The organism is Cellulosimicrobium funkei, from assembly GCF_900155925.1.
Classification (GTDB): Bacteria; Actinomycetota; Actinomycetes; order Actinomycetales; family Cellulomonadaceae; genus Cellulosimicrobium; species Cellulosimicrobium funkei.
This window is the reverse complement of record NZ_FTMI01000007.1, coordinates 16351-37887: the sequence shown is the minus strand read 5'-3', so window position 1 is coordinate 37887 and position 21537 is coordinate 16351. Positions and strand designations below refer to the sequence as shown.

The window sequence follows — 21537 nt, the reverse complement described above, 5'->3', positions numbered from 1 at the left end:
CCCGGCGGTCGTCAGCCGGCGGCGCCGACCGTGATGGCCTCGACGGCCGCGTGGACGTCCGTGCGCAGGTCCTCCGAGATCGGCGCGCTGCCCGCGGCCGACGCGGAGGCCGACTGACCCTCCTCGCTCGAGACGTAGGTGAGGAACGCCTTGACGAGGTCGCCCGTCGCCTCGTCCTCGTAGTTGAGGCACGCCACCGCGTACGAGACGAGCACCAGCGGGTAGGCGCCGGCCTCGGTCGTGGTGCGGTCCAGCTCGACCGCGATGTCGTGCTCGTGCCGGCCCTCGACGCGCGGCGACGCGTCGACGACCTTGGCCGCGGCCTCCGGGGAGTAGGCGACCCACTCCTCGCCGACCTTGATCTTCGCGGTGCCGAGGTCGCCGGCCTTCGAGGCGTCGGCGTAGCCGATCGTGCCCTCGCCGCCCTGGACGGTCTGCACGACGCCGGACGTGCCCTGCGCGGACTCGCCGCCCTGCGTCGGCCAGTCGCCGCTCGGCTCGTGGCCCCACGCGTCGCCCGCGGTCGCGGCGAGGTACTCGGTGAAGTTCTCGGTGGTGCCCGACTCGTCGGAGCGGTGGACGGGCGTGATCGCCACGTCGGGGAGCGTCGCGTCGGGGTTGTCGGCGGCGATCTCCGGCGCGTTCCACTGCGTGATGGTGCCGTTGAAGATGCCCGCGATCGTGGCCGGGGCGAGGTTCAGCTCGGCGACGTCCGGCAGGTTGTAGATGATCGCGATCGGGCTGACGTAGACGGGGAGGTCGATCGCGCCGTCGGGGCCGCACACGGCCTGCGACTGGGTGATCTCCTCCTCCTTGAGCACCGCGTCGGAGCCGGCGAACGCGACGCCGCCCTCGAGGAACTGGGTGCGGCCGCCGCCGGAGCCGACCGGGTCGTAGTTGACCGTGACGTCGGGGTTCGCGCTCTGGAACCCGGCGCGCCACGCCTCCATCGCGGACTCCTGCGAGCTCGCGCCCGCACCGTTGAGCTCACCGCTGAGGTCGCTCGCGGTCTCGGACGAGCCCTCGGAGGAACCGCCGGTGGAGCCGTCGGCGCCGCCGACGGGGTCGTCCGACCCGCACGCGGCGAGGGTCAGGGCGAGCGCGCCGACCGCGACGGCGGATCCTGCACGGGAGAATCGGCTGAGCTTCACTCTTCGTTCCATCCTGTTCACGCGTCTCGTGCCACCAGCGAGCGCCGGTGACGATCCCGACGCTAGGAGCGCCGGGTGACGCGTTCCCCGAGAGCGGGTGAACGACGGATGAACAGTGCACAGACCTTCCGTGCCGGGCTGCCGGCTCGCGCGGCGGGCCCCGCGGCGTCGGACGACGACGGCCCCGGCGCGTCCGCGAGGGACGCGCCGGGGCCGTCGTCGTACCGGCAGCCGTGCCGGTCGTCCGCCGGTCGTCCGTGCCGGACGGGACCGCCGGGTCAGGCCTGCCCGACGCCGTCGGCGATCTTGTAGCCGAGGCCCCGCACCGTGAGGAGGTAGCGCGGGCTCGCGGGCTCGGGCTCGATCTTCGACCGGATGCGCTTGACGTGGACGTCGAGGGTCTTGGTGTCCCCCACGTAGTCCGTGCCCCACACCCGGTCGATGAGCTGCCCGCGCGTGAGCACGCGACCGGCGTTGCGCAGGAGCAGCTCGAGGAGCTCGAACTCCTTGAGCGGGAACGGCACGACCTCGCCGTCCACGCTCACGGTGTGCCGCTCGACGTCCATGCGGACGGGACCGACCTCGAGCGCGCTCTCCGCGACCGGTTCGGCGCCGGCCTCCCCGCCCTTGCGCCGCAGCACGGCGCGCACGCGCGCGAGCAGCTCGCGGAACGAGTACGGCTTGGTCACGTAGTCGTCCGCGCCCAGCTCCAGGCCCACGACCTTGTCGATCTCCGAGTCCTTCGCCGTGAGCATGATGACGGGGACGTCGCCGCGCTGGCGCAGCTCCCGGCACACCTCCGTGCCGCTCAGGCCGGGGAGCATGAGGTCGAGCAGGACGAGGTCCGCGCCGTCGGCGTCGTACCGCTCCAGCGCCTCCGTGCCCGTCGCCGCCTCGACGACGTCGAAGCCCTCGCGCCGCAGCTGGTACGTCAGCGGGTCGCGGTACGACTCCTCGTCCTCCACCACCAGGATGCGCGTCACGCGCCTACCTCCTTGTTCGGTGCGCCCGCGTCCGGGGCGCCGTCGTCCGACGCGTGCTCGTGCGGCACACGCTCGTGCTCGTCCGGTGCGCGACCCTCCGTCGCGTGCCCGTCGGGTGCCTGCTCCGCCACCCGGTCGGTCACCGCGCCGCGCGTCCGCGCGGCCGGGACGTTCGCCGCCGGGATGCGGAGCGTGAAGGTCGACCCGCGGCCCGGCTCGGACCACATCGTCACCTCGCCGCCGTGGTCGGCGGCGACGTGCTTGACGATGCTCAGCCCGAGGCCGGTGCCCCCGGTGTCGCGCGAGCGCGCCGGGTCGACGCGGTAGAACCGCTCGAAGACCCGCGCCTGCTCGTCGGCCGCGATCCCGATGCCCTGGTCCACGACGGCGATCTCGACGAGGTCGCCCGACCGCGTCACGCCGACGCCGACGCGCGTGTTCTCGCCCGAGTAGGCGACCGCGTTGTCGAGGAGGTTGCGCACCGCGGTGACGAGCAGGTTGTGGTCGCCGTAGACCGCGGCGTCCAGCTCGCCGCCCGTCGTGAGCACGATGCCCTTGCCCTGCGCGGTCGTGCGGGCGCGGTCGACGGCCTCCTCGACCACGCCGCGCACCGGCACGACCGTCACCTCCTGCAGGGCTCCCGCGACCTGGAGCCGCGACAGCTCGATGATCTCCTGGACGAGCGCGGACAGGCGCGTCGCCTCCGACTGCATGCGCGCGGCGAACCGGCGCACCGCCACCGGGTCGTCCGCGGCGTCCTGGACCGTCTCCGCGAGCAGCGCGAGCGCGCCCACCGGCGTCTTCAGCTCGTGGGACACGTTGACGACGAAGTCGCGGCGGATCGCCTCGACGCGCCGCGCCTCCGTCCGGTCCTCCGCGAGCACGAGCACGTGGTGCGGGCCCACCTGGGCCACGCGCACCTGGAGCATCACCGTGCCCCGGCCGACGGGGCCGCGCGGGAGCTCGAGCTCCTCGTCGCGGATCACGCCGTCCCGGCGCACGTCGTCGATCATGTCGCGGATCGCGGCGTGCGCGATCGCGTCGCCGCGCACGACCCCCAGCGCGTACGCGGGCGGGCTGGCCCGCACGACCTCCCCCTCGCCGTCGAGCACGACGGCGGCGGACCGCAGCACGGCCAGCACCCGGACGAGTCCCTCGTCGAGCTCCGGCGCGGTCTCCTCGCGCGCGGCGCGCTGCTGCCGCTCGCTCACGCGGAACGCGATCGCGGCGATCACGCCGACGACGATGCCCACGACACCGGCGAGCAGCACGGTCACGCCCTCGATCAGACTCTCGGCTTGCACCCGTCCAGCGTACGGTCGCGCACGCTCCCTCCCGGCCCCACCGGACCTTGGGCGGGCCCGAGCCGCCAAGAGTTCACCTGACGGCGCACTGGTGTTCACCGGCCGGTCGACCACGCCTGCGAGCGTGTCAGGAGCCGACGGCGTGCCCGGGCGCCTCCCGGCGCGTCGGGGCGCACGCCGTCACGGACCGGACCGACCGGTCACGACGAGAGGGAAGCGATGCGGGAGATCTTCGAGGCCGAGCTGAAGCAGGTCGGCGACGACCTGGCCGAGATGAGCCGGCTGGTGGAGTCGGCCGTGAACCGCGCCGGGCAGGCGCTCCTCACGGCGGACCTGCAGCTCGCGCAGTCGGTGATCGGCGACGACCACACGATCGACGCCCTCGAGCGCGAGCTCGACGAGCGCTGCGTGCTGCTGCTCGCGCAGCAGCAGCCCGTCGCGACCGACCTGCGGGTCGTCGTCAGCGCGCTGCGCATGAGCGCCACCCTGGAGCGCATGGGCGACCTCGCGCGCCACATCGCGCAGGTCGCGCGCGGCCGCTACCCCGGCCGCGCGATCGAGCCGTCGCTGCACCGCACGTTCGAGCAGATGCACGACGCGGCCGTCCGCGTCGCGCGGCGCACGACCACGCTCCTCACGACGCGCGACCTCACCGTCGCCGCGAACATCGAGCGTGACGACGACCTGCTCGACAAGCTGCACCAGGACACGTTCAGCGCGCTGCTCGACGGCACGTGGACGGGCACGCCGCAGGAGACTGTCGACGTCACGCTCGTGGGCCGCTACTACGAGCGCTTCGGCGACCACGGGGTGTCGATCGCCAAGCGCGTCACGTACCTCGTGACCGGCGAGTTCGCCGACGACCGCGGTGCCCCGGCGGGCACGACGCGCGCGACCGCCTGACCCGCCGCCGGGAGCACCCGCTCGACCGACGCAGACGACCGTGGCCCGTCCGGATCTCCGGACGGGCCACGGTCGTGCGGGGGGGTGGGGCCGGTCAGCGGCCCTGGTTCGCGACCGCCGCGGCGGCCTCGGCGGCGGCCTCGGGGTCGAGGTAGCGGCCGCCCTTCGTGACGGGCTTGAGGTCCTCGTCGAGCTCGTAGAGCAGCGGGATGCCGGTCGGGATGTTGAGCGCGGCGATGTCCTCGTCGGAGATGCCGTCGAGGTGCTTGACGATCGCGCGCAGCGAGTTGCCGTGCGCGGCGACCAGCACGGTCTTGCCCGCCTTGAGGTCGGGGACGACCTCGCCGTCCCAGTACGGCAGGGCGCGCTCGAGCACGTCCTTGAGGCACTCGGTGCGCACGACGGGGGCGTCGGCGTAGCGCGGGTCGGTGTCCTGCGAGAACTCGGAGCCGAGCTCGATCTCGGGCGGCGGGACGTCGTAGGAGCGGCGCCAGAGCATGAACTGCTCCTCGCCGAACTCCTCGAGCGTCTGCTTCTTGTTCTTGCCCTGGAGCGCACCGTAGTGCCGCTCGTTGAGGCGCCACGACCGCTTCACGGGGATCCAGTGGCGGTCGGCCGCGTCGAGCGCGAGGTTCGCCGTCGTGATGGCGCGGCGCAGGAGCGAGGTGTGCACGACGTCGGGCAGGACGCCGGCCTCCGTGAGGAGCTGACCGCCGCGCTTCGCCTCCTCGGTGCCCTTCTCCGACAGGGCGACGTCCACCCAGCCGGTGAACAGGTTCTTGGCGTTCCATTCGCTCTCGCCGTGGCGGAGCAGCACGAGGGTGTAGGTCATGCCTCCATCCTGCCGCACGGCCCGGCGCCGCGGCACGCGCGTCCCACGTGGTGGTGACCGTCGCCGCGCGGCGTGGGACGAAGGTCCGGCCGTCCCGGGCCGCCCGAGCAGCGCCGCGCCACGGCCGGGGGCGCGGCCGGGAATCAGCGCGCCGCCGCGCACGTTCTCTCCCGCATGCCGATCGACGGAGAGTACGCACCGAGCCCGAGCACCTGGTCCCGCGAGCAGGCGGAGGCCTACGAGTCGTCCGGCGGGACGCGCAGCACGACCATGAACGGGATGCCCGTCGTCGTCCTCACGACGCTCGGGCGCCGCAGCGGGAAGGTCCGCAAGACCCCGCTCATGCGGGTCGAGCACGACGGCGCGTACGCAGTCGTCGCGTCGCTCGGCGGCGCGCCGAAGCACCCGGTCTGGTACCTCAACGTGCTCGCGCACCCGCGGGTCGAGCTGCAGGACGGTCCCGAGCGCCACGACTACGTCGCGCGCGAGGTCCACGGCGAGGAGAAGGCGCTGTGGTGGGAGCGCGCGGTCGCGGCCTACCCGCCGTACGCCGACTACCAGGAGAAGACGTCGCGGGAGATCCCCGTCCTCGTGCTGGAGCGCGCGAGCGACTGACCCGCCGCGCGGCCCGTGCCGGTCCGCGCGGTCAGCGCGCCGCGCGGACCTTGCGCGCCTGCGCGTAGACGTCGAGCATGCGGACCGCCGCGACGTCCCACCCGAACCGCTCCCCCGCGCGTCGGGCGCCCTCGCCGAGGGTCGCGAGGCGGGCGTCGTCGGCGAGCAGGTCCGCGAGGACGCGCGCCCAGGTCGCCGGGTCGTGGTCGGGCACGAGGACGCCGGAGACCTGGTCCTCCACCACGGTCCGCAGCCCGCCGACGGCGGCCGCGACCACGGGCGTGCCGCTCGCCTCAGCCTCGGCCGCGACGAGCCCGAACGTCTCGTTGTGCGAGGGGACCGCGACGACGTCGGCCGCCCGGTACCAGCGCACGAGCTCGTCGCGCGGGACGGGCGGGCGCACGACGAGCCGGTCGCTCACGCCCACCTGGTAGGCGAGGGCCTCGAGCTCGCGGACCGCCGTCGGGCGGCCGCTGGGGCCGCCGAGCACGACGAGCGTCGGCACGGGCACCCCGCGCGCGGCGAGGACGCCGAGCGCCCGGACGAGCACGTCCGGGCCCTTGAGCGGCTGCACGCGCCCGGCGAAGAGGACGAGGCCGCCGTCCGCCGGCAGGGCCAGGTCGGCCCGCAGCGCGCGCCGCCGCTCGCGGCGCGCCCGGGCGTCGCCGGTCGTGGCGCCCGGCGCCGGGGAGAACAGCTCGAGATCGACGCCCGGCGGCACCACGTGCACGCGCGCCGGGTCGGCCGCGTAGTCGCGCACGAGGTCCTGCGCCTCCGCGTCCGTGCTGGCGACGAGCGCGTCCGCCTCCGCGACGACCTGCTCCTCGCCGATGATGCGCCCGAGCGGCTCGGGCGCGTCGCCCGGTGCGAGCGCCGCGTTCTTCACGCGCGCGAGCGTGTGCATGGTGTGGACGAGCGGGACGTCCCAGCGGTCGGCGGCGAGCCACCCGACCTGCCCCGAGAGCCAGTAGTGCGTGTGCACGACGTCGTACCAGCCCTCGCGATGCCGGGCCTCGGCCCGGAGCACCCCGGCCGTGAACGCGCAGAGCTGGCCCGGGAGGTCGTTCTTGTCGAGCCCCTCGAAGGGCCCGGCGGCGACGTGGCGCACCGTCACGCCGTCGGACACCTCGACCACGGGCGGCTGGCTCGACGCCGTCGCGCGCGTGAAGATCTCGACCTGCGTGCCGCGGCGCGCGAGCGCGTGCGCGAGCTCGGTGACGTACACGTTCATGCCGCCCGCGTCGCCGGTGCCCGGCTGGTCGAGCGGCGACGTGTGCACCGAGAGCATCGCGACCCGCAGCGGGTCCGACGGGGCGGGGGCGGTTCCGCCCGGCAGGTCGAGCGTCGTCACGGCGAGTCAGGCCTCCACGACGCACGCCGGGGCCGGGAGCGCGAGCACGTCGAGCACCTGGGCGGCGCCGTCCGAGCGGCGCACGCGCAGGAGCGCGAGGTTCGACGTCGGGGCGTCCGGGCCGGCCGCGGCGGGCCGCTCGACGAGCGGGTCGTCGTTCTGGTTCGCCACGACGACGAGGTCGTGCAGCGGCGCGACGACGTCCCCCTGGTCGGTCTCGGCGGCCGACCCCGCGCCGGTCGCGACCCCGAGGATCGCGAAGTGGCGCGGCCACGCGCCGCCCACGGGCGAGTCGGCGAGGTGGCGCAGCGTGGGCACGCCGCCGTCCGGCCCCGGCTCGACCGCGTGCACCGCGAGCACGTCGGCGCCGCGCACCGCGGCGAGGACGCGCGTGCCGTCCGCCGTGACCGCGACGTGCGAGGGGTAGTTCCCGCCGTCGGCCGGAGCCGCGGCGTGCGTGACGTCGTAGCGCGCGACGACGTCGTACGTGCGCACGCCGTCCGGCCCGTCCACCGGGGAGAGCAGGAACAGCGCCGGGTCCAGCTCGCCGACGACGACGAGGTGCCCCGACGGCAGCGCCGCGAGGTGGCGCGGGCCCGTGCCGGGCGGGAAGGTCGCGACGACGCGGGCCGTCGAGCCGTCGGGCGCGGCCGGGTCGTGCCGGCGCAGCTCGTCGGTGCCGAGGTCGACGACGAGCACCGCGCCGCTGCCGTCGTCCGCCGCGCCGAGGTGCGCGAGGGGCGCGACGAAGTGCGCGTGCGGCCCCTCCTGGCGGTCGGCGACCGGGCCGGTCCCCGCGTGCCCCTGCCGGCGCGGGCCGGCGTCGGGCGCGGTCCCCTCGAACGCGCCGTCGTCCGTCGTCGGCACGACCGTGAGGACGCCGTCGCCGTAGTTGGCGACGAGCACGTCACCGCTCACGGCGACGTGGCACGGGTACGAGCCGCCCGTGGCGACCGGGCCACCCCGGGGGGTGAGGGCGCCGTCGGGCCCGACGGCGAACGCCGCGACCGAGCCGGCCTCCGTCTCCCCCACCGCGTAGAGCGTGTCGCCGTCGAGCGCCAGGAACGACGGCGACCCCGACGCGGCGGCGAGCGTGCCGCCCCCGAAGGAGCCGGTGCCCGCGGCCGGGTCGACGTCGAGCTCGACGCGCCACACGCCCTCCGCGCCGCTCGGGTGCGGGTAGGTGCCGATCCAGAGGGCGCGGGTCGCGGAGGTCATGCCCCGAGCCTAGTTCTCCGCGCGGGCGGCTCGGCACGAGCGCCCCGGCGCACGAGAAGGGCGCCCGGCCGACGTGTCGTCGGCCGGGCGCCCCGGTGCTCGATGAGACGACGCGTCAGTGCGCGGCGTCGTACGCGGTCTGGATCTCCTGGGAGATGCGCCCGCGGTCGTTGACCGTGTAGCCGTTGGCACGGGCCCACTCGCGGACCTCGGTCGCACGGGCCGAGCCGGACGAACGACCGCCGCCGCTGCGGCGGGCCGGCCGGGCCGAGCTCGTGCGGGACGAGACCTTGCGCGCGTTGCCGACCCACGAGGCAAAGGCGTCGCGCAGCTCTTGGGCATTCTTCGTGCTGAGGTCGATCTCGTAGGAGACGCCGTCGAGTGCGAACGTGACGGTCTCGTCGGCCGCACCCCCGTCGAGATCGTCGACGAGAATTACCTGGACTTTCTGGGCCACTGTGGTTTCCTCACGCTTCACAGGAATTGCTGTCGTCGTCAGGATGCCACCGCGAATGGCGAGGGTCAATTGAACACGCCGCGCCGACGGAACGTGCGCGCCGTACCTGACGGGCAATTCTTGGACGGCGGTCCATCATTTCGGGACGCCGCCCGACGGCCTTCCGCGGAGATCAGGAGTCGTGCGCGGGAGCAGCATTCCCGCGCGCGGCGGATTCCTGTTCCGCGTCCAGGCGCGCCAGCGCGGCGCGCTCGTTGCGGTCCGCGCGCACGATCGCGCGCATCGCGACATAGAAGAGCACGCCGACGCCGATCGACGGGATCAGCGCCGCGAGGGTGGGCCAGATGTCCATGCTGTCGGTCCTAGTTCTCGGCCGCGCTACTGCGCGGGCTTCACGAGCGGGAAGAGGATGGTCTCGCGGATGCCGAGACCGGTGAGCGCCATGAGCAGGCGGTCGATGCCCAGGCCCATCCCGCCGGACGGGGGCATCGCGTACTCCATCGCGGTGAGGAAGTCCTCGTCGATGCGCATGGCCTCCTCGTCACCGGCCGCGGCGAGCAGGGCCTGCGCCTCGAACCGCTGCCGCTGGACCACCGGGTCCACGAGCTCGGAGTACGCCGTCGCGAGCTCGACGCCGCGCACGTAGAGGTCCCACTTCTCGACCTGCCCGCGCACCGTGCGGTGGTCGCGCGTCAGCGGCGAGGTCTCGACCGGGAAGTCCCGCACGAACGTGGGTGCCACCAGGTGGTCTCCCACGAGGTGCTCCCACAGGCCTTCGACGAGCTTTCCGTGATTGACGTTCTTCGGGTCGAAGGAGAGCTCGTGCTTGTCCGCGAACGCCCGCAGCGTCTCGACCGACGTCTCGGGGGTGATGTGCTCGCCCAGCGCGTCCGAGAGCGAGTCGTACATCTTCAGCTGGGTCCATTCCCCGCCAAGGTCGTACTCCGTGCCGTCGGCGAGCGTCACGAGCGTCGTGCCGAGAGCGTCCTGCGCGGCGCGCTGGACGAGGTTCTGGGTGAGCACGGCCATCGTGTCGTAGTCGCCGTAGGCCTCGTACGCCTCGAGCATCGCGAATTCCGGCGAGTGCGTGGAGTCCACGCCCTCGTTGCGGAAGTTGCGGTTGATCTCGAACACCTTCTCGACGCCGCCGACGGCCGCGCGCTTGAGGAACAGCTCGGGCGCGATGCGCAGGAACAGGTCGATGTCGAACGCATTCATGTGCGTCTCGAACTGGCGCGCGGCGGCACCCTCCGGACGCGTCTGGAGCATCGGGGTCTCGACCTCGACGAAACCGCGCTCCCAGAAGTTCTCGCGGATCGAGCGCACGACGGCGGCGCGCAGGCGCACGGTGTCGCGTGCAGCCGGGCGGGCGATGAGGTCGACGTAGCGCTGGCGCACGCGCGCCTCCTCCGAGAGCTCCTTGTGGAGCACCGGGAGGGGACGCAGCGCCTTCGCGGCGATCTGCCACGCGTCCGCGAACACGCTCAGCTCGCCGCGGCGCGAGCTGATGACGCGGCCGTGCGCGAACAGGTGGTCGCCGAGGTCGACGTCGGACTTGAACGCCGCGAGCGACTCTTCCCCGACCACGGCCTGGCTGAGCATGACCTGCAGGCGGTTCCCCTCGCCGTCCTGCAGCGTGGCGAAGCACAGCTTGCCGGTGTTGCGCAGGTACACCACGCGGCCGGCGACGCCGACCTCGTCCTGCGTCTCCTCGCCCGTCTCCAGGTGCGCGTACGCGGCACGGACCTCGGCGATCGTGGTCGTGCGCGGCACCGAGACGGGGTAGGGCTCGTCGCCGCGCGCGAGGATCCGCTCGCGCTTCTCGCGGCGGACCTGCATCTGCTCGGGCACGTCGTCGACGTGGCCCTCGGGCTCGGGCACGGCAGGAGAGGGGGTTCCGGCGGGGGAGGTCACCCCTGGATTCTACCGACGCTCCCGCGTCCCCGAGAGAGAGCCGTGGTCCGCCGGGGTAGAGCCGTGGTCGTGACCAGGGCTCTACCCCGCGGGACCGGGGCTCTACCTCGCGGGACCGGGGCTCTCCCTCGGCGGGAGGGTGGGGAGGAGGTCGAGCGCGAGGTCGAGGATCGGGGCCGAGTGGGTGAGCGCGCCGACGGACAGGTAGTCGACGCCCGTGCCCGCGACCTCGCGCGCGCGGTCCAGCGTGAGGTTGCCCGTCGCCTCGAGCTCCACCTTCGCCGGGACGCCGTCCGTCCCCTCGCGCGCCCGCACGGCCGCGACCGTGTCGGCGAGCACCGACGTCGGCATGTTGTCCAGGAGCAGGAAGTCGGCGCCCGCCGACAGCGCCTCGAGCGCCTGCGCCGTGGTGTCGGCCTCGACCTGCACGAGCACGTCGGGGAACGCGCTGCGGATCGCCTCGATCGCGGCGCTCACCGACCCCGCGGCCACGACGTGGTTGTCCTTGACCATCGCGACGTCGTACAGGCCCATGCGCTTGTTCGTGCCGCCGCCCGCGCGGACCGCGTACTTCTCCAGCGCACGCAGCCCGGGGGTCGTCTTGCGGGTGTCGAGCACCTGGGCGCCGGTGCCGGCGAGCTCGCGCGCCCACGCGCGCGTCGCCGTCGCGACGCCCGACGCGCGGCTCGCGAGGTTGAGCAGCGTGCGCTCCGCCGTGAGCAGCACCTGGACGGGGCCGGTCAGCGCGGCCAGGACGCGGCCGCGGCCCACGGCCTCGCCGTCGGACGCGGCGAACGTCACCTCGACGGGCGGGAGGCCGAACCGCTGAGCGACCTGTCGCGTCACCTCCTCGACCACCACGAGGCCCGCGACGACCCCGTCCGCGCGCGCCACGAGGTGCGCGGTCCCGGTGGCCGACGCCGGCACGGTCGCCTGGGTGGTCACGTCGCGCCCGGGCACGGGGCCCAGGTCCTCGTCGAGCGCCCGCGCGACGGTCTCGGCGATCCACGCCGGGTCGAGGCCCGGCTCCACGCGGGACGGGACGGCGGGCGGCGCTCCGCCGTCGGCGGGACGGGCGGGCACGGGCTCGGCAGGGCTGCTCACGGTCCCCCACGCTATCCGCTCGTGTGCCCGCAGCGCGCCGGTGCCCGGCGGCTCCCGGCCGCCGCCCGCTCACGCCGTCGCGCAGAACCGCGATCGTGCAGGACGGCGATCGTGCGAGCCCGCGGTCGTGCAGGCCCGCGGTCGCGAGGTCGCGCGCCGCGCCTCAGCGGACGAGCAGGGTCCCGTCCGCGCCGAGCGAGACGAGCACGCGCCGCTCCCACGCGGGGTCGCTCGCCGGGAAGTCGGTGCGGAAGTGGCCGCCGCGGCTCTCGGTGCGCAGGGCCGCCGCGGCGGTGAGCGCGGTCGCGACCTGGTGCACGTTCGTCGTCTCCCACTCCGCGGCCTGCGGCTGCGCGACGACGTCGCTCGCCTCGTGCGCGTCGGTGCGGACCGCGGCGAGGCGGGCGGCGGCGGCCGCGAGCCCGTCGCCGTCGCGCAGGACGCCCGGGCCCGCGGACGCGATGGACTGGATGCGCGAGCGCGCGGCCGCCGCCACGAGGGCCGACGGCCCCGGACGGTCGACGGGCTCGCCCAACTCGAGCTCGCCCGCGGCCACGCGCTCCGTGATCTGCCGCGCCGCCCGGTGGGCGAAGACCAGCCCCTCGAGCAGCGAGTTCGACGCGAGGCGGTTCGCGCCGTGCACGCCCGTGCACGCGACCTCGCCGATCGCGTAGAGGCCGTCGACGGTGGAGCGACCGTGCAGGTCCGTCACGACGCCGCCCGAGTGGTAGTGCTGGGCGGGCGCCACGGGGACGGGCTCCTCGGTCCAGTCGAGCCCGTTCTCGGCGAGCCGCTCGGTGATCGTCGGGAAGCGCGCGCGCAGGAACTCGGCGCCGAGGTGCCGGGCGTCGAGCAGCACGTGGTCCGAGCCGGTCGCGGCCATCTGCCGCACGATCGCGTGCGCGACGACGTCGCGCGGCGCGAGCTCGGCCATGGGGTGCTGCGCGGGCATGAACCGGTGGCCGTCGGTGTCGAGGAGGATCGCGCCCTCGCCGCGCACGGCCTCGGAGATGAGCGGGAGCTGCCCCTTGGCGCCGAGCCCGAGCCACAGCACCGTGGGGTGGAACTGCACGAACTCGAGGTCGCCGAGCGTCGCGCCCGCGCGCAGCGCCGCGGCGATGCCGTCGCCCGTGGCCTGCGGCGGGTTGGTCGACGAGCGGAACACCTGCCCCACTCCCCCCGTCGCGAGCACGACGGCGCGCGCGAGGACCGCACCGACGCCGTCGCGCGAGCCCTCGCCGCGCACGTGGAGGGTCACGCCGCACGCGCGGGCAGCGCGGTCGCCCGAGCCGTCGGTCGTCAGCACGTCGAGCACGAGCGCGTTCTCGATGACCTCGATGCCCGGGTCGCGGCGCACGGCCTCGAGCTGCGCGACGAGCGCCCGCGAGATCTCCGCGCCCGTGGCGTCGCCGCCCGCGTGCGCGATCCGGTCGGCGTGGTGCCCGCCCTCGCGCGTGAGGGCGATGTCACCGTTCGCCGCCCGGTCGAAGTTCGCGCCGCGCGCGACGAGCTCGCGCACGCGTGCGGGGCCCTCGGTGACGAGCACCTCGACGGCCGCCGGGTCGCACACGCCGGCCCCCGCGACGAGCGTGTCCGCGAGGTGCGCCTCGGGCGAGTCCTCGGGGTCGAGCGCGGCCGCGATGCCGCCTTGCGCCCAGACCGTCGACCCCGACGACAGCTCGCCCTTGGTGACGAGCAGCACGTGCGGCACGCGCGTGCGCAGCTCGAGCGCGGCGGTGAGGCCGGCGATGCCCGAGCCGACGACGACGACGTCGGCCGTCGTCGTCCACCCCGGTGCGGGGGCGGCGAGGGACCGGGCGAGGTGGGGCGCGGACGCCCCGCCGGCCCGGGTCACGCGGGGCGCACCGCGGAGGCCACGCCGCCGTCGTCGACCGCGCCGCGGAACGGGGCGAACGGCAGGCCGCTCGCCTCGAGGCCGTGGCCCGCGGGCACGAGCCCGGGCTCGTCGGAGAGCTCGACGATGCGGTTCTGCTCGTCCACGAAGACGACGTTCGGCAGGTAGGTGCGCGCGTCGGCGTCGTCGAGCATGCCGTAGGCGATGAGGATGACGACGTCGCCCGGACTCACGAGGTGCGCGGCGGCGCCGTTGATGCAGATCTGGCCCGCACCGCGCTCTCCCGGGATGACGTACGTCGTCAGGCGCGCGCCGTTGGTGACGTCCACGACGTCGACCTGCTGGCCCGGGTAGAGGTCCGCGGCGTCGAGCAGGTCGGCGTCCACGGTGATCGAGCCGACGTAGTGCAGGTCGGCCTGCGTCACCGTCGCGCGGTGGATCTTGCCGATCATCATGGGTCGCTGCAGCGACGCCGGACGTCGCGGCGGGCTCGGCGGGGTCTGCGCGGTCACGCGGTTCCTCCAGGTGCGGGGGCACGGCCCGCGGGGTCCGCCGCCCGGGTCGCGGGCGGCACGATCTCGACGGCCGTGTTGTCGATGAGACGCGTGGTGCCCACGCGTGCCGCCACCAGGAGGAGCCCGGGGCCGACGGCGCCGGGCGCCAGGTCCTCCACGGTAGCGGGATCGACGAGCACCACGTAATCGACGTCAACGCCGTCGGTGGCCTCCAGGATTCCCCGCGCGGCGGCGAGCACGGACGGCGCGCCCTCCCCCGCGGCCGCGGCGTCCCGCCCGGCGCGCAGCGCGCGGCTCAGCGCGAGCGCGTGCTCGTGCTCGGCCGGGGAGAGGTACGCGTTGCGCGACGACCGCGCGAGGCCGTCCGCCTCGCGCACGGTCTCGACCGCCAGGACCTCCACGTCGAGGTCGAGGTCGGCGACCATGCGGCGCACGGCGAGCAGCTGCTGCGCGTCCTTCGCCCCGAACACGGCGACGTCCGGGCGCACGAGGTGGAGCAGCTTGAGCACGACCGTGAGCACGCCGTCGAAGTGCCCCGGCCGCGACGCGCCCTCCAGCACCGTCCCGATGCGCCCCGACGTCACCCGCACGATCGGGCCGTCGGCCGAGCCCAGGTCGGGGTAGAGCTCGTCGACGGGCGGCGCGAACACGACGTCGACCACCGCGTCCGGGCCCGCCGCGGCGAGCAGCGCCACGTCGGCCGCGACGTCGCGCGGGTAGCGCTCGTAGTCCTCGCCGGGGCCGAACTGCAGCGGGTTGACGAAGTCCGTCACGACGACCTGGCCGTCGGGGCCCGCCTCCGCGCGCGCCCGGCGCACGAGCTCGAGGTGCCCGGCGTGCAGCGCACCCATGGTCATGACGACGACGCGGCGACCGTGCGGGTGCTCGGCGCGCCACGCGTCGAGCGCGGTGCGCAGCGCGGCGCGCGTCGTCACGACGGCCGGGGTCCCGGCTGCGGGGGGCCCGGCGTCCGGGCGGGGGGTGCTCGTCATGCTCGTCCTTCGTCGTGCGGGTCCTGCGGGTCGGGCCGGTCCTGCTGGTCGTGCCGGTCCTGCGGGTCGGGCGCGGGCGCGTCGAGCGCGTCGAGGAGCTCGCGGGCCGCGCGCTCGCCGAGCCGGCCGCCCGCGAGCGCGCGGTGCGTCGCGGCGCGGCTCAGCGCCCGGTACGACGGCGGCACGTCCACCGCGTCGCTCGTCGCGGCGAGCGCGTCCAGGGCGGCGAGGTGCTCGCGGACCGTGCCGACGTCGCCCCGCGCCACCGGCCCGGTGAGCCCGAGGAGCGCCCCGGCGCCCGCGCCCGTCCCCGACTCGGCACCCGCGTCGGCGCCTCGCGTCGCGCCGTCGAGGGCGGCCGCGAGGAGCGGCGCGAGCGCGCGCCCGGGCCGGTCGACGCCCGCGGCCTCGAGCGCCTGCGCGGCCTGCGCGACGAGCACGACGAGGTGGTTCGCGCCGTGCGCGAGGGCCGCGTGGTAGAGCCCGCGCGACTCCTCCGCGACGACGACCGGCTCCCCGCCGAGCTCGACGACGAGCGCCTGCCCGATCGGCAGGACCGGGCCGGGCGCGGTGACGGCGAACGTCGTGCCCTCCAGCCGCGCGAGGTCGAGCGACGTGCCGGTGAACGTCATGGCGGGGTGCAGCGCGAGCGGGATGGCGCCGGCGGCGCGCGCCGGGTCGAGGACGGCCGTGCCGTAGCGGCCCGACGTGTGCACGACGATCTGGCCGGGCTGCCACGCCCCCGTGTCGGCGAGGCCGCGGACCAGGGCCGGGAGCGCGTCGTCGGGCACGGCGAGGAGCACGAGCTCGGCGCGCTCCACGACATGCGGGACCTCGAGGACGGGCACCCCCGCGAGGAGCGTCTCGATGCGGTCGCGCGACGCGTCGGACACGCCGCTCGCGCCCACGACCGCGTGGCCGACGGCGCGCAGGGCGCTGCCGAGGACCGCGCCGACACGGCCTGCCCCGACGACGCCGACCCCGAGCCGCCCGGGACGGCGAGCCCCCTCCGCGGCGCTCACGCGTTCTCCTCGAGCGGGACGTCGTCGCGGCGCATCCAGAGCTCCGGCCCCGCGTGCGCGCGGGCCTCGCGGGCGCGCTCGGCCTGGGTGTCGAGGAGGCGGGCGGCGTCGCCCGCGTCGAGGTGCCGCACCTGGGGCGAGACCGGCCCGGGCGTCGAGTGCACGGTGAACGACGCGACGTCGAGCCGGCGCTGCAGCGGCCCCTGCTCGAGCCCGAGCGACTGCGTGCGCTCGTGGGGCACGACGACGAGGGTGCGGAAGACGCGCCCGCCGCGCAGCAGGAGCGCGCGGTCGGTGACGCTGAAGCCGTTCCGCCGCCACGCGACGAGGTCCAGCAGGCGCGCGCGGCGCGGGGACGCGACGAAGTGCTGCCCGGCGTCGAGGCCGGACAGGCCCTCGTCGAGCAGGCTGCGGGGGTCGGGCGTGCCGAGGTCCGGCAGCACGAGCCACAGGGCCGCGAGCGCCTCGTCGCGCGTGCCGACGGGCAGGAGCACGCTCGTGCTGTCCGTCCCGTCGGTGCTGACGCCGTAGCCCGCGACGTTGACGTCGACGCGCCACCAGTCAGGACCGCGCCAGAACGGTCCCTGCCGCAGCCGCACGGCCTGGACGCGGCCGGGCGGGATCGTCTGCGAGCGGGTCTCCAGCAGGCCGTGGCGCAGGCGGATGCCGTCGGGCGAGATGGCGGACCGGAAGCCGAACTCCCCCGTGAACCGGGAGAACAGGAACCCGCCGAAGCCGAGCACGGCGGGCAGCGCGCTGAACAGGATCCCGATCTCGCGCGTGCCGACGACGACGCCCGCGATGCCGAGCACACCGAGGACGAGACCGACCGTCGCGCCCGACCGCACGAGCGAGGCGACGAGCCGCCCCGGCCCGACGGCGGTCACCGGCTGCTCGGGCGCCTCGGCGACGAACGACGGCGCGTCCGTCGCGGGGACCGTGACCTCTCCGGCCGGCGTGTCGACGGCGCCGGGCGCACCCGGGACTGCGGGCGCACCGGGGGCGCCGGGCGCCGTCGCGGCGGCCGGGCGCTCGCGCGCGACCCGCAGGCCCGCGGCGCGCGCGAGGAGGTCGTTGCGCAGCCGGTTCGCCTCCGCCTCCTTGAGGAAGCCGAGCTTCACGCCCGAGTCCGCTCCCCCGGCGACCTCGAGCTTGAGCTCCGCGAGCCCGAAGAACCGGGCGAGGAGCGGCTGCACGACGTCGACCGCCTGGAGCCGGTCGAGCCGCGCCTTGCGCTGCTGCCGGAACAGCACGCCGGTGCGCAGGTGCACCGACTCGTCGTCGACCGCGTAGCTCGTCATGCGCCACGCGACCGCCGAGTAGCCGAGCCCCACGAGGCCCACCACGAGGATGCCGAGGAGGATCATCCACCAGCGGTCGCCCTCGAGGAGGTTCTCCCCCTCGGGCAGCCCGTTGAGCGTCTGCTGGCCGACGACGACCAGGAGCACCGCGATGACGGTCCAGCCCCGCACGAGCGGGGTGACCGGGTGCACCCGGTGCCACACGAGGTCGTCGGTGGCCGGTGCGTCGTTCACAGGCCCGCCAGCCTCGCCTCGCCGCGCGACGCGAGCCGGTCGCGCAGGCGCTCCGCCTCGGCGGGCTCGAGACCGTCGATCGTCGCGTCGGTCGACGCGGACGCCGTGTGGAGCTGGACCTGGGCGATGCCGAGCTTGCGCGCGAGCGGCCCGGCCTGGACGTCGACGTACTGCATGCGGCCGTAGGGCACGACGACGAGCGTGCGGAACATGATGCCGTGGCGGATCAGGAGGTCGTCGTCACGCTCCGCGTAGCCGATCGCGCGGACCTGGCGCGGCACGAGGACGGCCGCCCACAGGCCCAGGAGCGCGAGCACGCCGAGCACGAGCCACTGCCACCAGTGCGGGAAGAGGATCGCGAGCACGACCACGGCGACGGCCGGGACCGCGAGCGTGATGCCCACGGACAGCAGGCGCGCCGTGACGAGCCGCGGCGACACGCGCGTCCACTCGATGCCGGGCGGGTCGAAGGGGCCGGTGCCGCGGGGGTCCTGGTCCCGTGCAGGGTCGGTCATGCGTCGATTCTCCCATCCCGTCCCGGTGCGGACCGGGTCGTGCGCAGGCCGGGGCGGAGGGCGCGTCTCAGGCGGGCGTGCCCGCGCCCGGAGTCTCCGGGTCCTCGCGCGTCACCGAGCCCTCGCGGCCCTCCCGGCCCTCGCCGCGGTCGTCGGGCGGGAGCTGGCAGAACCGCTCGGCCACGAGCCCGACGACGGCCAGCACCACCGCGCACGCGGCGGCCGCCCCGGCCGCGAGGGCCCGGTCGCGGAACGCGTCGATCGAGAGGTCGGGCAGGGCGGCGAGCACCTGCGCGCCGTACCAGCCCGTCAGGAGCGCGCCCGTGAGCGCGGCCGCCTTCGCGAGGACGAACGTGCGCGCCGCACGGATCGCGTCGAGCGACGGACGCTTGCCCTGCTGGTACGCGCGCACCGTCCAGCCCGCCCAGAACACCGCCGCCGCGAGCGCGAGGACGGTGACGTCCACGATCCACGGCACCGCCGGCAGGAGCGTGCCGCGGCTCTGGAGCAGGCGCACGACGAACCACCCGCCGACGGCGGTCGCGACCGCCACGAGCAGCAGGGTGCGGACGGAGGTGCGCCGCATCAGCGCTCGTCGTCGCGACCGTCGCCGGACACCGGCCCGAACGGCGGCCACGGGTCGTTCGCCGGGAGCCCCGCGTCCGCGAGCGGGCCGGGGGCGGACGCCGGTCCACCGCTCGAGACCGGCGCGAACGGCACCGACCGGATGATGTCGTCACCGGACGACGCGGCGTCCGCGGGCGGCTGCGGGTGCGCGGGCTGCGCGGACGGCTGCTGCGGCGCGGCCGGCACGGGCTCGGGCGCGTGGACCGGCGGGAAGACCGGGTGCGCGGGTGCGCCGTGCTCGGGGAAGCGCGCCGCGTCCTGAGCCGGGGCGGGCCCGGCGTCCGGGGCGTGCCCGGCGTCGGGCGACGACGGCACGGGGTGCGACGGCGGCCGGTTCGACGGCCCGGGGAACGGGGCGACGGGGACGCCCGCGTCCTCGCGCGGGTCGAACGAGCCGTCGGGGACGATCGGCGGGGCCGCCCCCTCGGGCGCGACGCCCTCGGAGACGGGCGCGAAGACGGGCCGTGCCGGGAGCGCCTCGCTCGGCGTCACGGTCTGCGGGAGACCGGCCGGCTGCGGCACGACCGCGGCCTGCGGCGGCGCGGCCGGGGGCGCGGGCTCCGGTGCGGGCGGCTGCGGCGGCTCCGCCTGCCGGACGTGCGGCGGCTGCTGCGGCGCGGGCTGCTGCGGGGCCGCGGGCTGCTGTGCGAGGGGCTCCTGGGCGAGCGGCTGCTGCGGCGCCGGGTGCGCCTCGTGCGGCGGCACGGGCTGCTGCGGTGCCGACTGCTGCGGTGCCGGGTGCTGCGGTGCCGGCGCGCCGTCGGGGGCAGGCACGTCGCCGCCGGGCGTCACGGGACCGTCGTACGGGGCGACGGGACCGGTGTGCGCCTGCTGGTAGGGGTCGGGCACGTCGACGGGCGCGGGCGGCGGCGCGGCGTCCGTGCTGCCCGTGGTGACGGGCACGGCGCCCGTCGGGTCCGGAGCAGGGTCCGTCAGCCAGTCGAGCGCGAGCCACCGGATGCCGCCGCGGTCGGGCGCGGTCGCGGCGAGGGCCGCGACCGGACCGCCCCCGAGGCCCGGGAGCACCGCGTCCGGGTCGATCTGCGACCACGGCTCGAGCACGAACGCCCGCTCGTGCGCGCGGGGGTGCGGCAGCTCCAGGTCGTCGGCGACGGCCGTCAGCGTGCCGTAGACGATGAGGTCGACGTCGAGCGTGCGGGGACCCCAGCGCTCGTCACGCACCCGGCCGTGCGCCTGCTCGACCGCCTGGCACGCGTGCAGCAGGTCGCGCGCCGACAGGCGCGTGCGCGCGAGGAGGACGGTGTTGAGGTAGTCCGGCTGGTCGGGGCCGCCCACGGCCTCCGTCCGGGCCAGCGGCGAGACCTCCGTGATCTCGAGACCGGAGATCCGGTCGAGGTCCGTGATCGCGTCGCGCAGCGTCTGCTGGGCGTCGCCGAGGTTCGCGCCCAGCGCGAGCACGACCTCGACGAACCCGGCGGGCACGTCGTCCATCCGGTCGTGCTCGACGGGCGCGGCCACCTCCGCGGCGTCGTGCGCCCCGCCGTGGGCCTCGTCGCGCGCCGGGGCGGGCTCGGCCGCGGCACCGTACGGCAGGGGCTCGGCCTCGGGAGCGGCGCGCTCGACGGGCGCGGCGTCGCCGGGGACGGTCTGCTGCTCGCCCGACGGCGCGCCGGGCGCGACCGGCGGCGCGTCGTGGTGCAGCACGTGCTCGGCGGGGCCGGCCGCGGCCACCGACCCCGCCACGAGCTCGTCGTACGACGCCGCCTGCTGCGGGTGCGGTGCCGCGTCGTCGTGCGCCGGCTCGTCGACGTCGTCGTGCGCGGGCTCCGCGTACGGCGCCTCCCCGTACGGCGCCTCGCCGTACGGTGCCTCCACGTGGGTCTGCTGCTCGGGACGGGCGTCGCCGGGGACGGCGTCGTCCCGGACGGCGGGCGCCTCGCGGGTCGCGTCGAGCGCGTCCTCCGGGGACCCGGCCGCCGTCGCACCGGGCTCGGCCGAGGTCCGCGCGTCCTCGCCCGGGGCACCGGCCGAGCCTGGGAGGATGCTGGGCGGCATGACCTCGGGCGCGGGGGCGAGCGGGGTCCGGTCGTCGGGCGCGGGGACGTCGCCGACGCCGTGGATGAGCGCGGGGGCGACCGATCCGACCGGGATCGGTCCGACGGGCTGCGCGTCGCGCGACCCCTGCTCCCCGCGGCGCGACAGCGGCGCGACGACGGGGACGACCACGCGGTCGCGACGGATGACGACCTCGACGTCCTCGAACGGGACCGTGATCGGCGCCTGCGGCTTGTGCACCGCGACGTCGACCGCGACGACGTCGTCGTGCGTGAGGATCGTCGCGGCGATGCGCTCGGCGACGGTCTCGACGAGGTCGGCGGGCGATCCGGCGAGGACCGCGACGACGTCCTCGGCGACGCCCGCGTAGCTGACCGTCCGGGACAGGTCGTCGCCGCTCGCGGCGGCGCGCGTGTCGAGGTGGAGCACGACGTCGGCCCGGAAGAGCTGGCCCTGCGCCTTCTCGTGCTCGAAGACGCCGTGGTGGCCCGTCGCGCTCAGGCCCGTGAGGCGGATCCGGTCGAACGGCCGTCCGTCCGCGTCGAGGACCGCTCCTGCGAACGCTGTGGTCACGTCGTGCTCCCGTCCGGTGCTGCGTCGTCGCCCACGGGGGCGGGTCGTCGTCACC

General features: G+C 75.9%; 20 protein-coding genes. 2 read left to right on the top strand and 18 right to left on the bottom strand.

All coding sequences use genetic code 11. The features are described from left to right. Positions 1–11: 11 nt before the first annotated feature. The 3 genes from pstS to BXA05_RS16380 form a co-directional block, all read right to left on the bottom strand. Positions 12–1151, bottom strand: a complete 1140-nt coding sequence (gene pstS, locus BXA05_RS16390) for a phosphate ABC transporter substrate-binding protein PstS (protein WP_240696727.1) — start codon at positions 1149–1151, stop codon at positions 12–14. A gap of 278 nt (positions 1152–1429) precedes the next feature. Further along, the gene (locus BXA05_RS16385; RefSeq protein WP_076406159.1) at positions 1430–2134 is read right to left on the bottom strand and encodes a response regulator transcription factor; all 705 of its coding nucleotides are present in this window, start codon (positions 2132–2134) and stop codon (positions 1430–1432) included. After that, on the bottom strand, positions 2131–3438 hold the full coding sequence (locus BXA05_RS16380; RefSeq protein ID WP_244550495.1) for a sensor histidine kinase: 1308 nt from the start codon (positions 3436–3438) through the stop codon (positions 2131–2133). Before BXA05_RS16380 ends, BXA05_RS16385 begins: the two co-directional genes overlap by 4 nt. 219 nt (positions 3439–3657) lie before the next feature. On the opposite strand from BXA05_RS16380, the gene phoU reads away from it, so the two are divergent. Continuing rightward, on the top strand, positions 3658–4341 hold the full coding sequence (gene phoU, locus BXA05_RS16375) for a phosphate signaling complex protein PhoU (RefSeq protein WP_021482507.1): 684 nt from the start codon (positions 3658–3660) through the stop codon (positions 4339–4341). 94 nt (positions 4342–4435) lie between these two features. Here phoU and BXA05_RS16370 read toward each other — a convergent pair whose 3' ends face one another. Beyond that, a complete protein-coding gene (locus BXA05_RS16370) occupies positions 4436–5173 on the bottom strand; it encodes a phosphoglyceromutase (RefSeq protein WP_021482508.1) in 738 nt (245 codons plus the stop codon). A 174-nt stretch (positions 5174–5347) separates the two neighbouring features. Here BXA05_RS16370 and BXA05_RS16365 point away from each other — a divergent pair, with 174 nt between their 5' ends. Then, positions 5348–5788, top strand: coding sequence for a nitroreductase family deazaflavin-dependent oxidoreductase (locus BXA05_RS16365; RefSeq protein WP_061269058.1), 441 nt, complete (start codon positions 5348–5350; stop codon positions 5786–5788). A 31-nt stretch (positions 5789–5819) separates the two neighbouring features. Here the strand turns inward: BXA05_RS16365 and mshA are convergent, their stop codons facing one another. From mshA to folK, 14 genes are all read right to left on the bottom strand, one after another. After that, positions 5820–7076, bottom strand: a complete 1257-nt coding sequence (mshA, locus tag BXA05_RS16360; RefSeq protein ID WP_076406330.1) for a D-inositol-3-phosphate glycosyltransferase — start codon at positions 7074–7076, stop codon at positions 5820–5822. Positions 7077–7145: 69 nt separating this feature from the next. Next, positions 7146–8357 (bottom strand): lactonase family protein, encoded by a 1212-nt coding sequence (locus BXA05_RS16355; protein WP_076406157.1) that lies wholly within the window; start codon positions 8355–8357, stop codon positions 7146–7148. A 115-nt stretch (positions 8358–8472) separates the two neighbouring features. Next, positions 8473–8814 (bottom strand): histone-like nucleoid-structuring protein Lsr2, encoded by a 342-nt coding sequence (locus BXA05_RS16350; protein WP_021483784.1) that lies wholly within the window; start codon positions 8812–8814, stop codon positions 8473–8475. A 172-nt stretch (positions 8815–8986) separates the two neighbouring features. Beyond that, positions 8987–9166: a hypothetical protein gene (locus BXA05_RS16345; protein ID WP_021483783.1), complete on the bottom strand. Its 180-nt coding sequence runs from the start codon at positions 9164–9166 to the stop codon at positions 8987–8989. A 26-nt stretch (positions 9167–9192) separates the two neighbouring features. After that, the gene (gene lysS, locus BXA05_RS16340) at positions 9193–10728 is read right to left on the bottom strand and encodes a lysine--tRNA ligase (RefSeq protein ID WP_076406155.1); all 1536 of its coding nucleotides are present in this window, start codon (positions 10726–10728) and stop codon (positions 9193–9195) included. 102 nt (positions 10729–10830) lie between these two features. Next, positions 10831–11760 carry a carboxylating nicotinate-nucleotide diphosphorylase gene (gene nadC / locus BXA05_RS16335; RefSeq protein WP_083711991.1) on the bottom strand — a complete coding sequence of 310 codons (930 nt, stop codon included), beginning with the start codon at positions 11758–11760 and terminating at the stop codon, positions 10831–10833. A gap of 235 nt (positions 11761–11995) precedes the next feature. Next, positions 11996–13687, bottom strand: a complete 1692-nt coding sequence (locus BXA05_RS16330) for an L-aspartate oxidase (RefSeq protein ID WP_076406151.1) — start codon at positions 13685–13687, stop codon at positions 11996–11998. After that, complete coding sequence (gene panD, locus BXA05_RS16325; RefSeq protein WP_051028700.1) at positions 13684–14142, bottom strand: aspartate 1-decarboxylase; 459 nt, start codon at positions 14140–14142, stop codon at positions 13684–13686. Before panD ends, BXA05_RS16330 begins: the two co-directional genes overlap by 4 nt. 53 nt (positions 14143–14195) lie before the next feature. Further along, positions 14196–15194 carry a pantoate--beta-alanine ligase gene (panC, locus tag BXA05_RS16320; protein ID WP_061269259.1) on the bottom strand — a complete coding sequence of 333 codons (999 nt, stop codon included), beginning with the start codon at positions 15192–15194 and terminating at the stop codon, positions 14196–14198. Further along, positions 15191–16216 (bottom strand): Rossmann-like and DUF2520 domain-containing protein, encoded by a 1026-nt coding sequence (locus BXA05_RS16315; RefSeq protein WP_076406149.1) that lies wholly within the window; start codon positions 16214–16216, stop codon positions 15191–15193. The genes panC and BXA05_RS16315 overlap by 4 nt, the downstream gene beginning before the upstream one ends. Continuing rightward, on the bottom strand, positions 16213–17751 hold the full coding sequence (locus BXA05_RS16310) for a PH domain-containing protein (protein ID WP_076406147.1): 1539 nt from the start codon (positions 17749–17751) through the stop codon (positions 16213–16215). The genes BXA05_RS16315 and BXA05_RS16310 overlap by 4 nt, the downstream gene beginning before the upstream one ends. After that, positions 17748–18266: a PH domain-containing protein gene (locus BXA05_RS16305; protein WP_043660504.1), complete on the bottom strand. Its 519-nt coding sequence runs from the start codon at positions 18264–18266 to the stop codon at positions 17748–17750. Before BXA05_RS16305 ends, BXA05_RS16310 begins: the two co-directional genes overlap by 4 nt. A gap of 67 nt (positions 18267–18333) precedes the next feature. Beyond that, entirely contained in the window at positions 18334–18852 is a 519-nt protein-coding gene (locus BXA05_RS16300; protein WP_061269263.1) for a DUF3180 domain-containing protein, read from the bottom strand. Further along, positions 18852–21482, bottom strand: coding sequence for a 2-amino-4-hydroxy-6-hydroxymethyldihydropteridine diphosphokinase (gene folK / locus BXA05_RS20320; RefSeq protein WP_244550494.1), 2631 nt, complete (start codon positions 21480–21482; stop codon positions 18852–18854). Before folK ends, BXA05_RS16300 begins: the two co-directional genes overlap by 1 nt. Positions 21483–21537 lie beyond the last annotated feature (55 nt).